The sequence below is a fragment of the Mesorhizobium sp. GbtcB19 genome, assembly GCF_019091085.1.
In the GTDB taxonomy this organism is placed as follows: Bacteria; Pseudomonadota; Alphaproteobacteria; order Rhizobiales; family Rhizobiaceae; genus Mesorhizobium.
On record NZ_JAGXJY010000002.1, the window covers coordinates 466072 to 479623 of the forward strand.

General features: G+C 62.4%; 13 protein-coding genes. All 13 read right to left on the reverse strand.

The features are described 5' to 3' along the window. Positions 1-375: 375 nt before the first annotated feature. The 13 genes from KVT37_RS06360 to KVT37_RS06420 all read right to left on the reverse strand — a co-directional run bounded on the left by KVT37_RS06360 (position 376) and on the right by KVT37_RS06420 (position 13491). Positions 376-999: a M15 family metallopeptidase gene (locus KVT37_RS06360; protein ID WP_217570709.1), complete on the reverse strand. Its 624-nt coding sequence runs from the start codon at positions 997-999 to the stop codon at positions 376-378. Continuing rightward, positions 999-1664, reverse strand: coding sequence for a hypothetical protein (locus KVT37_RS06365; protein WP_217570711.1), 666 nt, complete (start codon positions 1662-1664; stop codon positions 999-1001). The genes KVT37_RS06360 and KVT37_RS06365 overlap by 1 nt, the downstream gene beginning before the upstream one ends. Positions 1665-1757: 93 nt before the next feature. After that, the gene (locus tag KVT37_RS06370; protein ID WP_217570713.1) at positions 1758-3509 is read right to left on the reverse strand and encodes a hypothetical protein; all 1752 of its coding nucleotides are present in this window, start codon (positions 3507-3509) and stop codon (positions 1758-1760) included. Positions 3510-3593: 84 nt separating this feature from the next. Next, complete coding sequence (locus tag KVT37_RS06375; protein WP_217570715.1) at positions 3594-4385, reverse strand: hypothetical protein; 792 nt, start codon at positions 4383-4385, stop codon at positions 3594-3596. A 96-nt stretch (positions 4386-4481) separates the two neighbouring features. Further along, positions 4482-4694 carry a hypothetical protein gene (locus tag KVT37_RS06380; RefSeq protein WP_217570717.1) on the reverse strand — a complete coding sequence of 71 codons (213 nt, stop codon included), beginning with the start codon at positions 4692-4694 and terminating at the stop codon, positions 4482-4484. Positions 4695-4975: 281 nt separating this feature from the next. Then, positions 4976-5797, reverse strand: coding sequence for an MBL fold metallo-hydrolase (locus tag KVT37_RS06385; protein WP_217570719.1), 822 nt, complete (start codon positions 5795-5797; stop codon positions 4976-4978). 3 nt (positions 5798-5800) lie between these two features. Continuing rightward, the gene (locus KVT37_RS06390; protein WP_217570721.1) at positions 5801-6595 is read right to left on the reverse strand and encodes a TatD family hydrolase; all 795 of its coding nucleotides are present in this window, start codon (positions 6593-6595) and stop codon (positions 5801-5803) included. Next, positions 6595-8136: a methionine--tRNA ligase gene (gene metG, locus KVT37_RS06395; protein WP_217570723.1), complete on the reverse strand. Its 1542-nt coding sequence runs from the start codon at positions 8134-8136 to the stop codon at positions 6595-6597. The genes KVT37_RS06390 and metG overlap by 1 nt, the downstream gene beginning before the upstream one ends. 132 nt (positions 8137-8268) lie before the next feature. Next, complete coding sequence (locus KVT37_RS06400) at positions 8269-9324, reverse strand: DNA polymerase III subunit delta' (RefSeq protein WP_217570725.1); 1056 nt, start codon at positions 9322-9324, stop codon at positions 8269-8271. Further along, positions 9321-9995, reverse strand: coding sequence for a dTMP kinase (gene tmk, locus KVT37_RS06405; RefSeq protein ID WP_217570727.1), 675 nt, complete (start codon positions 9993-9995; stop codon positions 9321-9323). The genes KVT37_RS06400 and tmk overlap by 4 nt, the downstream gene beginning before the upstream one ends. A gap of 72 nt (positions 9996-10067) precedes the next feature. After that, a complete protein-coding gene (locus KVT37_RS06410; protein ID WP_217570729.1) occupies positions 10068-11246 on the reverse strand; it encodes a D-alanyl-D-alanine carboxypeptidase family protein in 1179 nt (392 codons plus the stop codon). Between the two features lie 133 nt (positions 11247-11379). Further along, positions 11380-12645, reverse strand: a complete 1266-nt coding sequence (locus tag KVT37_RS06415; RefSeq protein WP_217570731.1) for a septal ring lytic transglycosylase RlpA family protein — start codon at positions 12643-12645, stop codon at positions 11380-11382. A gap of 189 nt (positions 12646-12834) precedes the next feature. Beyond that, a complete protein-coding gene (locus KVT37_RS06420; RefSeq protein ID WP_217570733.1) occupies positions 12835-13491 on the reverse strand; it encodes an outer membrane protein in 657 nt (218 codons plus the stop codon). Positions 13492-13552: the final 61 nt, after the last annotated feature.

Genomic DNA, 13552 nt, shown 5'->3' on the forward strand with positions numbered 1-13552 from the left:
ACCGTTACGCGTAACGGATACAAGGGCAGGGGCGTTACAACCAACGCCGGGGTTAATGAGGGGTTAAACATGGAACTTACACCCGTGACAGCGATGAACACCGACACGCTGTTTTGCAAGCAATGTCAGCAGGTTAAGCCAAGGCCGAGAGGGTGGCGCAGCATCAAATGCGAGCCCTGCTACAGGACGTCAAAGACCGTCCAGAACCGGGAACGTCAGGCCCGGTTCAGAGCAAGGAAGGCAGAGGCGAACAAGGTACACGTGTTCGGCTACGTGTACCGCCACCAGATGGCCGGTTTGAATGAGTTGATCACGGCCCTCGAGCGGGACCCGGACCTACAGGCCGGGCCCGCCAAGAGCGAACGCACAGGACGCTTACGCGGCGTTCGGAACTAAGAGCCGCCATCCGCGCACTTGCCAGTGTGCGGGGTCATAGAACTCCCAATCGCCGCCCCAGTCGATTTTCATCCGACCACGGGCGGCGACGCTTTTCCCGATATGGCCCAACAGGGTCCATTGCTGGCGCGTCAAATCCCATCCGAGTTTGGAGTGGACAAGATCGAACGCCATGCCGTGCTGGTGCGGCGATTTCCCGCCGACCGCCTTAGTCGTTCCGAGCGCCCGCAATTCGTCCTGGCGGTCTTTAGACCGCACGAACTCAGCAACGAACATCGGGACGCCTAGCGCCCGCAACTGGCGCTGGAAGGCATCGTAGAAGCCAAGCAGCTGCATGTTGACGCCTTCACGATCGGCGCGCATCTGTTGCGCGGCATAGCGCTCCCCCATGAGATAGGACCGATCGCGGATACTGTTGAGAGCTTCCCGGTAGCCGCCCGAAACCATCGCGGTTTCAGGGATTGGAAGATCATCCGGGTAGGCGAGGGCGAGCAGATCGCCGGGAGGCTGTTGCCCCCGCTGGACGTACAAGTCCACGGCCGACTTAGCGGCCCGGGCGCGTGCGCCCGAGCCTTTGCCGTCGTCAAAGACAGCATCATCCATCAAGGCTTCTCACCCTTGGAAACTGCCGGGCGCTGTCCGGCGTCTCCGCCTTCCGCGCCATCGACTGACCGTCCCGGCGCAGGCTGCTCCAATCGTGCTGCCGGCTCAGTTGCGCCGGCTTGTGCGTCAGGCTGTTTCGCACGTTTCGCAGCCGCTCGCTGATGAACTCCGCCGCCTGATCCACCGGCGTCTTCGAGGGAATTGGCATTCGCGTTCCTTTCTTCGAGAAGAGCCATGCGGCGTTCGAATTCCGCATCCATGGCCGCCATTCGGCTGTTGATGTTCTGCTGCATGAGGAATTCCATCCACTCAACTTCCGGGTTCCGTTCCCGGCGATTGGCGATGGTCGTGAAGGTTTCGTCCTCGACGTTTTCGTGCCAAATGGCCTCGACCTCAGGCGAGAAGTAGACCACGGGCCCCGTGCTATCGAGCACGAGCGAGCAGCCATTCCCGAGGAACTCGACCGCCGACAGGCCGGCAGGCAGCACCGTCAAGAATTCGTCCACCACGACGCCTTCGGCATCCGTGTGGAGATAGACATGCACAGGTGCCGCCGCCCGGACATCGAGGCGGATCGTGCGAACCTTATGGTCCGAGAAAAAGATTGCCTCTTTCTCGTTGTGGACCCGCCAACGCGACAGGTCGCCAAGCTTCTGAATTTCCATTTGCGTATCCTTTCAGGAGAAAATTATTCCGAAAATCAGATCTGATCGCTCCGCCTGGCTGGCCACTTTTAGCCAGCCAAGCGGAATGATTTTCTAGTCGCCCTGATTGATGCCGACTGCCGGAACGTCGTCCGCGACACCGGACGCCTTGTTGATCCGCGTCGTATCGACGTGGGTCAGGACCTTCGCGTAATCGTCCACGCTTTCCTTGAGGCGCGGGCCGAAGACGGTATTGCCTTCGATGAGCAGATCACCCTGAGTGACGCATTCGAAGGGGTCCTGAGTGGTGACGACGAACACGGACGTGTTCATGTTCGTGCACAGGTAGAAGTCCGTCCCGAGCGTCGGATTGACCGTTTCCACGGCCCAAAGGCGCTGGCGATCCTCATCAAAGGGATCGGTCGGGCCCGGACGGTAGAACTTGCCGCCGATACGCGGAGTGTTGACGTTCCAGCGATAGTTCAACGGGGCATAGCCGAAGACGCCCGTAGGCGTAGCATGCTGAACGTCCATATACCGGTTCGGCACGGCCTCGACCTTTTCAGGGTCAAGCGTGTCGCGGAGATAGTGCGGGAAGTTCGCGCCGGTATGAGCGTTCACGCCGGGAACGACCGGGTAGTGATAGAGCGGATCGGCCTGCCGCTCGAACAACTGTTCCGGCGTGATTTCCGCAACGACCATGATAATGCCGCCCGTAGGAATGCGCGGCGTTGCCACCGACATTTCAATTTGCGTGGCACCGTTCACGACCGATTCCGTCAAGTTGGCAGCGTCCGACGCGTAACGCTTGGACATGCCAAAGATGGTCGTTTCCTCGCCCAGCAAGATCGGCTGACGGAGCGCCTGTTCCGGGATGGTCAGACCGTCCATCAACATGTTGATGAGGTAATCGTCATCCAGCTCGTTGTACTGAGTACGGAGCTGCGCGAATGCCGCAGTCTGCTTCGCCAGTTCGATGTTGGAGAGCGACACGGTGATGCCGTTCGCCGCCATTTCCGCGAAGATTTGCGGGACACCGCCCGCGTTCGGAGCCGCCGTCATCTTGACCGCGAAGCCGGACCCCGTGTTCTCGGCACTCGCATACGTGGGCGTCGTGCCACCCGTTTCGCGGACCGTGCCACTGGACCCAATACCCGTGCCGGCGCCCGACACCTTGAGGCCGATACCCTTGACCGGCAACTGAGTGTTGACGACGTTCAAAGCAACGTTGCCGTCAACAAGTGCCTGATCGAAGTTGGGCACGATGTGACGGAACTGTTCGTGTCGCCAAAAGGCCGGCGCGAGGTTCTTGGCGGTGAGGGCACGGAGCGTCAAATCTGGGGACCGGTTCTTCGCCCGGAAATTCCAGATTTCGTTATACGCTTCGTGATAGGCCGTCGTGACCGTATCGCCGGTTTTCGCGTGAAGGCCCAGATAGACCTTGATATCATCCGCCGTAGCGGAGTTGAACGTTTCACGCTGGACGAACGGCTGAACGGGACCGCCCGCATACTGTTCGACGCCCTCATAGGCACGGTTCACAGCGTCCACGCTGTCGAAGCGCGTGAAGGCCGACCACGGCACCAAATACGCCTTTACCGAGACGTAGACGGCGTTCATCAGGATTTCCGCCGTTTCCATCATTTCGAAAGAGAAGCGCATGCGGCCAGACCGCACGGCATCTTCACGTAGCAGCGGGACCGCTGCGAGAGGAACCATCTTGCCAGCGGGCAGGGAGGTGATGCCGCGAGCCGTATGGATACGGTGCGACCGCTCAACCGTTATCGGCTGAGTGGACATGCGGGAGATACGGGTATAGTCGCCGTCGATTACACGAGGGCCGTTACCGCCTTTTGAGCGAGCCATTCTTTCTACCTTTCAGCTTGGTTACGACGCGCCGAAGCGCGCCAGACAGGATTTTGCGACGACGTGCGCAGGCAGCGCACGCCACTAGAACGCGCCGGAATTCAGGGGCGGCAGACCGCCCCATGTGGAGGAAGGACGAGCGTAAGGCTCGAACCGGCTACGAGGCCGGCGAGGGCGGTAAGGCTTGCCCTTGCGGAAACGCGCAATGCGCTCCGCTAAAAGCCGGTCACCGGCCTTCGCGTAATGGTCGACGTTGTAGAGAAGGTCGCGCCCGAGGGAGATACCCCCGGCGAGTGTCGAGCCGATTTCGCTATCGCCATACGCATCTTCGAACCCCGCCATGTCTGGCGTGGTCGGATCATGGCGAAGCCACCCATTGGTGAAGCTGTCCAACCAAGGAGTGTTGGAAAGCTTGCCGTCTTTCAACGGCGGCGGAGTGTAGGACGAAATAGCGGCATTACCCTTAGAGGTCGCGCCGCCCCCCGACATCGAGCCCTCAGACGGGCCGTAGATCGGGTTTCCGGTTAACTGCCCGAGGACAGTTACCGGCGGTCCGTTTTCCCATCCCCGAGATAGGGAAGCCGGGGCATTCCGAACACCAGCGCCGGAAGCAACAGGCCCGTGCCGAGAAGGAACAGTGTGTAGAAGATTTCCGGTTTCCGCGTTGAGGTTGGCGATTTGTGCGTCAAGCAACCTACTCCGTTGAGACCGTTCGGCATCTTCGAACGGGTTGAAATTGGTGAGCCAATCACCGACGCGTGATAACGCGCCGCCGACAGGATTACCCGGAGTGGTTGTTGAGGTAAAGCCCGCCGAGCCGCCGTTGCGGATAGCGGTTAGCGGGTTGAAGCCAGCGGCTTCAGCGTCACGCACCATGCGCTTATAATCGACATGGGACGTGGTTTCCTGCTTGTCCGAGCCAAAGAGCCCGGAGACAAGAGACCCGGCAGCGCCGAGTAGAGCTTCGATGAATTAGGCCGCCTCCTGTTTGTCGATCCCGACAAGGGAGAGGGCCTTGCTGGTGATTATGTCACAACCAACCAGAACAATAGCCAGCACGCCGTTTGCGAACTGATCCGCCAAAGTGCCATCAAGGCCCCATTTGGCGACGACGTAGGTAGCAAGCGCAGTGCCCGCACGCGAGGCGAGCGGGACGACGATTGACCGAAGGATGACATTTTTCATTCATGCTCCCAATTTTCGTTTGAGGTTCGAAATTGGTTCGCATGGTTTCGAGCGTTAGGCTAAGTCGCATAAGATAGATTATGGAACTATCGTATCAGGCACTGACCCGGCAATGCCATCGCTTTGCCGCTGATCACGAACCCCGCAAAACAACTCCCACGTGGCGTCTCGGCAACCACCGCGGCATAGTCCGGCGGCGCATGCATGTGGACCGCTCTGTGCAGCACTTCGCGAATTGAAAAGTCGAGCGTCGAGATGCAACGCCAACTGAGCAGTCGTCGCTATCGCGCTGACTCATAAGGGATTTCGATCACCATGCCATCATAGGCCGGCACCACATGCTCCGGCGTCTCGGCCATCACCACGGCGTAGTCCAACGGCACATGCATGTGTGTCAGCACGGCCTTCGTCGGTGCCAGTTTCTCGATCCAGCCCAGTGCCTGGCCGAGCGACAGATGGCTGGGATGGGTGTTGTATTGCAGCGCGTCGATCACCAGCATGTCGAGGCCGCGCAGGCGCTCGGCGGTGGCGTCCGGGAAGCCGCTTATGTCGGGGCAATAGGCAAGCCCGCCGATCCGGAAGCCCAGTGAAATGATGTCGCCATGGAACTGCGGCAGCGGCTCAAGGGTGAGGGCGCCCCCCTCGCCTTCGACCACCACCGGGCTCGCGTGGTCGATGATGTGGGCCTTGACGATCGGCGGATAGGAGCTGCCGAGTGGCGTCTCGAAGCAATAGCCGAACGCCTCGCGCAACCGCCGCATCGTCGGCTCATCGGCATGGATGTCGATCCGGTGCCGCTGGTCGTGAACGTAGCCGCGCAGATCGTCGATGCCGTGGATATGGTCGGCATGCGGATGGGTGTAGACGACGGCATCGATGCGCCTGACCGAAGCCATCAGCATCTGCTCGCGGAAATCCGGCCCGGTGTCGATGACGACCGTGGTGCGCGCGCCGTTCGCGGAAATTCGCTCGACCAGGGCCGCCGTGCGCATGCGCCGGTTCTTCGGATTGGCGGGATCGCAATTGCCCCAATCGCCGGTGATGCGCGGCGTGCCGGGCGATGAGCCGCAGCCAAGAACGGTAAAGCGCAGCCGGTCGCCCATATGTCAGGTTGCCGCCATGTCCGGACGCGGCATCTTGGTGAACAGCCGGAAGAAGTTTTCGGTGGTGATATCGGCGATTTCGGCCTCGCCGACGCCGATGGTTTCGGCAAGAACCTTCGCCGTGTTCGCCACATAGGCCGGTTCGTTGCGTTTTCCGCGATACGGGATCGGCGCGAGGTAGGGCGCATCGGTCTCGACCAGCAGCCGGTCGCGCGGCACGTCGGCGGCGATGGCGCGCAGCTCGGCCGAGTTCTTGAAGGTCAGGATGCCGGAGAAGGAGACGTAGCCGCCCAGCGCCACGCCGACTTCGGCCAGCCCGCGTCCGGACGAAAAACAGTGCAGAATGAAAGGGAAGGCGCCCTTCCCTGTTTCATCCTCGAGGATCGCCGCCATGTCGTCGTCGGCATCGCGCGCATGGATGACCAGTGGCAGGCCAGTCCGGCGCGCGGCCGCGATGTGGGTGCGAAAGCCTTGCGCCTGCGCATCGCGCGGCGCCTTGTCATAGTAGTAATCCAGCCCGGCCTCGCCGATCGCCACCACCTTGGGATGGCCGGACAGCCGCACCAGCTCGTCGGCGGTCACATCGAGCTCTTCCGCAGCATTGTGCGGATGAGTGCCGACCGAGCAATAGACTTCATTAAAAGTTTCAGCGATTTCAAGTATTTGCTGAAAACGCTTCACCCGCGTCGAGATCGTGACCATGCGACCGATCCCGGCGGCAAGGGCGCGGGCGACGATGGCCGCCCGTTCCTCGGCAAAGTCCGGAAAGTCGAGATGGCAATGGCTGTCGACAAGCATCAGGCGTCCTGCTCGACATAGCGCGGGAACACGCCCTCGGGTACCGGCAGCGCCGTGCCGGGCACCAACGCGTGATCGGCATGGACGTGCTCGAAAGCGCGCTTGTCGGCTGGCACGGCCAACAGGTCGAGCAGCTTGGCCGCCGATCCGGGAACGAACGGCTGGCAAAGCACCGTCACCCGCCGCACGACTTCGGCCGCTGTCCACAGCACGGTTTCCATGCGCTCCGGATTGGTTTTCTTCAGTGCCCAAGGCTCCTGCGAGGCGAAATAGCGGTCGGCTTCGGCGACGACGCCGAAGATTGCCGCCAGCGCCAGATGGATGCCCTGCTCCGCCATCGCCCGGCGCGAAACCGCCAACGCCTCGATCGCCTGGTCGAGGATCGCGGTGTCGGCCTCGGTCAGTTCGCCGCGCTTCGGCACCGCGCCGCCGCAGTTCTTGGCAATCATCGACAGCGAGCGCTGCGCCAGATTGCCGAGACCGTTGGCGAGGTCGGCGTTGGTGCGGTTGACGATCGCCTCATGGCTGTAGCTGCCGTCCTGGCCGAAGGGCACCTCGCGCAGGAAGAAATAGCGAACCCGGTCGACGCCGTAATGCTCGACCATGGTGAACGGATCGACGACGTTGCCGACCGACTTCGACATCTTCTCGCCGCGGTTGAACAGGAAGCCGTGGGCGAAGACGCGCTTCGGCAATTCGATGCCGGCCGACATTAGGAAAGCCGGCCAGTAGACCGCGTGGAAGCGCACGATGTCCTTGCCGATGATATGCGTGGCCGGCCAGTAGCGCCATTGCTCGGCCTTGGTGTCGGGATAGCCGGCGGCGGTGATGTAGTTGGTCAAGGCGTCGACCCAGACATACATCACATGCTTGTCGTCGCCCGGCACGGGCACGCCCCAATCGAAGGTGGTGCGCGAGATCGAGATATCCTTAAGGCCGGACTTCACGAAGCTCATCACCTCGTTGCGGCGTTCCACCGGGCCGACGAAATCCGGCTGGCTTTCATAGAGTGCCAGCAGCTTGTCCTGATAGGCCGACAGCCGGAAGAAATAGCTTTCCTCCTCGTTCCACTCGACCGGCGAGCCAAGTGGCTCGCGGCGCACGCCATCCTCGCCGAGCGTGGTCTCGCTTTCTTCGAAATAGGCCTCCTGCCGCACCGAATACCAGCCGCTGTAGCGGTCGAGGTAAATGTCGCCATTGGCGGCCATCGCCTTCCAGATCGCCTGGCACGATGCATAATGGCGCGGCTCGGTCGTGCGGATGAAGTCGTCATTCGAGGCGCCGAGCGTCTCGGCCATCGAGCGGAAGATTGCCGAATTGCGGTCGGCGAGCGCCAGGGGCGTGATGCCTTCCTTCTCGGCCGTCTGCTGCATCTTGAGGCCATGTTCGTCGGTGCCGGTGAGGAACAACACATCCTTGCCGTCGAGACGCTGGAAGCGAGCGAGCGCGTCGCTGGCAATCACCGTATAGGCATGACCGATATGCGGCTTGCCGTTCGGATAGAAGATCGGAGTGGTCAGGTAAAACTTTTCGCGTGACATGAATGAACCGTCATGAATGTCTGAATGTGAGTTGTGGCGGTGGATATCGCATCGGGACGGCGATTGCCATCCCGTTGCATGCCGCCAAAGTGGCCCCGGTTATACGGGCGACGGCATGCGCCAGAGGAACCGTCACATTCGCATTGCAGAATTCAGGCGGTCGATCATGGTCAAGGCGTGCTGCTTCTTGTCGAGATTGTAGGTTTCGGCCTCAGATATCGTGTTCAGCGCCTCGTGCCAAGCCTCCGACAGGGTTTTGGCCCTGGCGAGGTCGCCGGCCAGCGCCGCTTCGCTGGCCGCGGCCGAAAGCAGGTCGAGCGCGCGGCGGTTGAAGATGTCGAACTGGATCGCCTGGTCGCGTCCCGCCACGGCCTCGGCAAGGCGGTGGGCGCCGCCAATGTCCGGCTTCCGGGCCGCCACCAGCGTGTCCAGCGCGCCGGCGATCTCCAGCCCGCCATATTGGGTGAGCAGGATGGCGTTGCGGGCGCTGCCCCCTGCCCGCTCGGCAAGTGCCGCGCGCGCGGCCGGATCGTCCGGCGGCGGCGGCTCGACATTTTCCAGCACCGCCATCAGCTCGTCGGCGGCCAAAGGCGCCAGCCGCACCATCTGGCAGCGCGAGCGGATCGTCGGCAGCAGGCTGCCCGGGGCATGCACGATCAGAATGAACAGAGTGCGCGCCGGCGGCTCTTCGAGATTCTTGAGCAAGGCATTGGCGGCGTTGATGTTCATGTCGTCGGCGGGATCGACGATGACGACGCGATAGCTGCCGTCATGCGAGGTCATCGACAGGAAGCGGCTGACCCTGCGGATCTCGTCGACGGTCAGCACCGTCTTGAAACTCTTGGTCTTGTCGTTGGCCGGACGCGTGAGGTGCAGCACCGAAGGATGCGCGCCGGTGGCGATCTGGCGAAACAACGAGGACGCCGGATCGGGAACGGCGAGCGTGTCGGGCGCCGCCTTGAAATCCGGGTGCTTCAAAAGATGCTGCGCCAGATGGAAGGCGAGCGTCGCCTTGCCGATCCCGTGCGGCCCGGCAAAAATCAGCGCATGCGGCAGCTTGCCGGCGCGGTAGGCACCCGTAAGCATCGCCGCCGCCGTCGCGTGGCCGACCAGCCGCGGCGTTTCCGCCGGCTCGGGCACGCCGTCCAGCGTGTCGTGCTGTTCCGGGGCGATGCGTTCGAAGATCATGCTGGCGCCGTCTCAATCCTTTGCGCCGGCATCCGCGCTTCCAGCGCCGCGAAGACGGCGGCGGTGACGACATTTTCCACCGTATCCGGATCGGCGGACGCATCGACGACGATGCAGCGCTCCGGCTCCGCCTTGGCGATGGCCAGGAAAGCCTCTCGCCGACGCCGGTGGATGGCCAAAGTCTCTTTCTCGAAGCGATCGGCGGCGTCACCGGCGCCACGCCGCGCGGTCGCCCGCTTCAGACCTTCAACGGGATCGATGTCGAAGATCAACGTCATGTCCGGCATCATGCCGTTGATGGCCACCGCTTCCAGCGCCTTCATGAAATCGGCATCGATGCCGCCGGTGACGCCCTGGTAGACGCGCGAGGAATCGATGAAGCGGTCGCACAAAACGATCGAGCCGCGCTCGACCGCCGGCCGGATGACCTGCTCGACATGGTCGGAGCGCGCGGCGGCGAACAGGATCGCCTCCATCTTCGGGCCGAACGGCTCGGCCGCACCGGACAGAAGCACGTGCCTCACCGCCTCGGCACCGGGCGAGCCGCCCGGTTCGCGGCTGACCAGAACCTCGTACTTCTTGGCGCGCATGCGCCGCGCCAGCCGCTCGATCTGCGTCGACTTGCCTGCTCCTTCGCCGCCCTCGAAGGTGATGAAAAATCCGCTCGCCAATCGAGACTGCCTTTGCCCGTGCTGGCCGCTGTCATAGCTCCCGTCCGACAAAAGGTCCACGAACTTGCCCGATCACAAATGTTTCTGTCGCAGCCAGCCGACAGCGAGTTCCTTGGCCGCGTCGAACGCACGCTGCGGCAGCGTGCCCACTTTCACCGATTCGGCGGCGTAGAGCGGCGTTTGCTGGCTCAGCGTGTCGCCTATCCAAACGCGCAGTTCCCCGACCGGTTGCCCCTCTTCGATCGGTGCCGACACCGGACCCTGATAGACGATCCTGGCAGTCAGCTTGTCGCGGTTGGCGATCGGCAAGAAGATGTCCACGGGACCTTTCGCTTTCAAGGCCAGGCCGGATTTGGCGCCGCCGAACACCTGCGCCTCGCCGACCACCTCGTCCTTGGCGAAAATCTCGGTCTTCTGGAAGGACCGCGAGCCCCAGTCGAGCAGCTTGCGCGCCTCCTCCGAACGTTCGCGGTCGTTCGCCAGCCCGGTGAGCGCGGCAATCACGCGGATGCCGTTGTGACTGACGGTTCCGACCAGGCCAAATCCCGCCTGCTCGCTGGCGCCGGCCACGAAGCCGTCGGCCTCGATGCCCATGGCAATCAGCGGATTGCGGTTTCGCTGCGCGATCTTGTTCCAGGTGAAATCCGGCTGGCCGTAATAGTGGAAGAACTCGGGATAGTCGCGCCACAGATGCAGCGCCAGCACCGTCAGCTCGCGCACCGTCGTCTGCTGGCCATCGGCCGGCAGGCCGGTCGAGTTGACGAACGTCGATTTCGAAAGGCCGAGCTGGCGGGCGCGATCCGTCATCTGCGCGGCGAAATTGGCTTCCGATCCCGCCATCCCCTCGGCAAGCACGATGCAGCCGTCATTGGCGGCCTGCACGGTGACGCCCTGGATCAGGTCCTCGACCCGCACCTCGGATTTGAGCTTGGCGAACATGGTCGAGGTGCCGGACGGCGCGCCGCCGGTGCGCCAGGCGTTTTCGCTGACCACGAACGTGTCGTCGAGCGTGATGCGCTTCGCCTTGATGGCGTTGAAGACCATCTCCATCGTCATCAGCTTGGCCATCGAGGCCGGCGGGATCGGCTTGTCGGGATCCTTGGCGAAGAGCACCGTGCCGGTGTCGGCATCGATCATGAACGCCTGCGTGGCCTTGGTCTCGAAAAGCTGCGCACTCGCCGGAATGGCGCAAAGCAACGCCAACACCATCCCCAGAAGGCTGGCGAAAGGCGGAAAAAGGCGCAACTGCATGAATATCGACCCGATCTGAGCAATACCGGAAGGTACCGAGCGGTTTTCCGCCCCGGAATTGCGCAAAGACTACCCCACGGCCAAGCTATCAGGGTTTTTTCCGCCGGACCAACAACGGGCAGCGCGAATTTGATCAGTTACGCACAACCAGCGCGTCCGGCGCGCCATGCGACCAGGCAGCCTTAAGCACGTCATCGATGCTGCCATGGCCGTCCGGATAGACATTGACCGCATACCAGTCATTGCCGTCGAGCTCCGTGCGCTGGATCTCGGTGCGGCCGAACGGCTTGAGCGCCGCGGCCACGCGCTTTGCCTCGGTGGCCTCGTCGAAGGAGCCGGCGGCGACATAGTCGGATCCGGGCGCCTGTTCCTGGCGGTTCGATTTCCGCCACGACTGCAGGACATCGGCCGGCGACATGCCGCCGGCATCGAGCGCGGCAAAGACATCGGCGCGCTTCACACGCTCATCCGCATAGGACAGCGAAGCCATCGCGAACGGCGAGTTCGCCGGAAGCGTGAGGTCCGGCCGTTCAGGCACGATCGGGCCGAAATCGGGCAGCGCGACATCGGCGGCGCCTCCGACCGAGTATGCCGCCGGCTGCACCGTCGGCTGCTCCGACAGGCCCGGCTGCGCGGCAAAGGCCTGCCCTGAATTGGTCAATTGGCCCGGGAACGGCACCGCGGCCGGCGGCGCCCCTGCCGAGAGGCTGGGCGACGGGCCGTTCATGGCCACCATCACGCCGGTCGGCAGGCCGTCCGACGGATCCGGCCGGTTGTTGCCGGGGTGGTACGAGGCCACCAGATACTGATCGTCATTGCCGTCGAGCGGCGCGCGGCCGACATATTCGACCTTCACCTTAGCCGTGCCGGCCGTGCCATAGTCGAGCATCTGCGCGGCGCGCTGCGAGACGTCGATGATGCGACCCTCATGGTATGGGCCGCGGTCGTTGACGCGCACGATGATTGAGCTGCCGGTTTCGAGGTTGGTGACGCGGGCATAGCTCGGCAGCGGCATGGTCGGATGCGCCGCCGTGAGTTGCATCGTGTCATAGACTTCGCCATTGGCGGTAAGCCGGCCATGGAAGGCGTCGCCATACCAAGATGCCAGCCCGACCTTGGTGAAGCCCTTCCTGTCTTCCTTCGGATAGTACCACTTGCCGCGTACCTGGTAGGGCTTGCCGAGCTGGTCGCGGCCACCGCCGCGGCGCATGAACTGGACGCGCGGGCTCGCCTTCACGCCATATTCGGTTTCGGCAAAGTATTCCTTGGAGCGAGGCTTCTTGTAGACCATGCTCTTCGGCTCGGGCTGCGAGGCGCAAGCCGCCAGAAGCAGGCCCGAGAGGGCGCACAGGGCGAAAGCAGAAGCGCGACGGAGACGCGGGCGCGCCGAAGTCTGCATGTTTTCGATTGTCCCCTACCGTGCTGCCACTCGACGGAGCCAGAGGTCCGCCAATGCCAGCAACACCTTGATCCCCAATCCCTTTGTGCACAGGAATTGCTTATCACGATGTTAACCGATTATGGCGGCAACAGGGCGAGATTATGGCGCAGGCTGTCGCCATATGGGGATTTCGCCGAAGGCAGTCGGTCAGAACTTGTAGTTCAGGCCGACGCGAACGGTGTGGAACGCCACGTCGCTCTTGAGCGTGATAGGTCCTGAAGAGAAGGCCGTCGAATTGCCGAGGTCGGTGTAAAGATACTCCGACTTGATGGTCCAGTTTGTATTGATGGCATATTCGGCGCCCGCTCCAACGGTCCAGCCGGCCCTGGTCTTGCTGGACGAGCTCATGAAGGGACCGAAGAAGGGAAATTCGGTCTTGACCTGACCGTAGGCAAGACCGCCAGTGCCATAGATCATGAAGCGGTCAATGGGCGTGTAACCTATGCGGGCACGCAGCGTTCCGAACCAATCAACCTTGGTCTTTGGAGTAAAACCGAAAAAGTCGGACACCGACGCATCGACGGCAGAGCCTTGGAAGTCGGTTTCCACGCCATAGATCATCTGACCCGACTGCCAATTGTAACCGGCCTGAATGCCGCCCAGAAAGCCGCTTGCAGTCATATCAAGTCGGGGGCCGAAACTGATCGAATCCTTGAATTTGCCGAAACCACCGCCGGCGTTCACGCCGATATATGCGCCAGACCAGTCAAAGGACGCGGCAACCGGCGCCTCCTGCATGACGTCGGCTGCGTGGGCGGCGCCGGCGGCAAGGACCAGAGCGGTTGCAACAATAAGCTGTTTCATGAGTGGCCCCTCTTTTGCCCAAAAAATAGATCCCCAAGTAACAATGGCTTGCTTCCGAAAT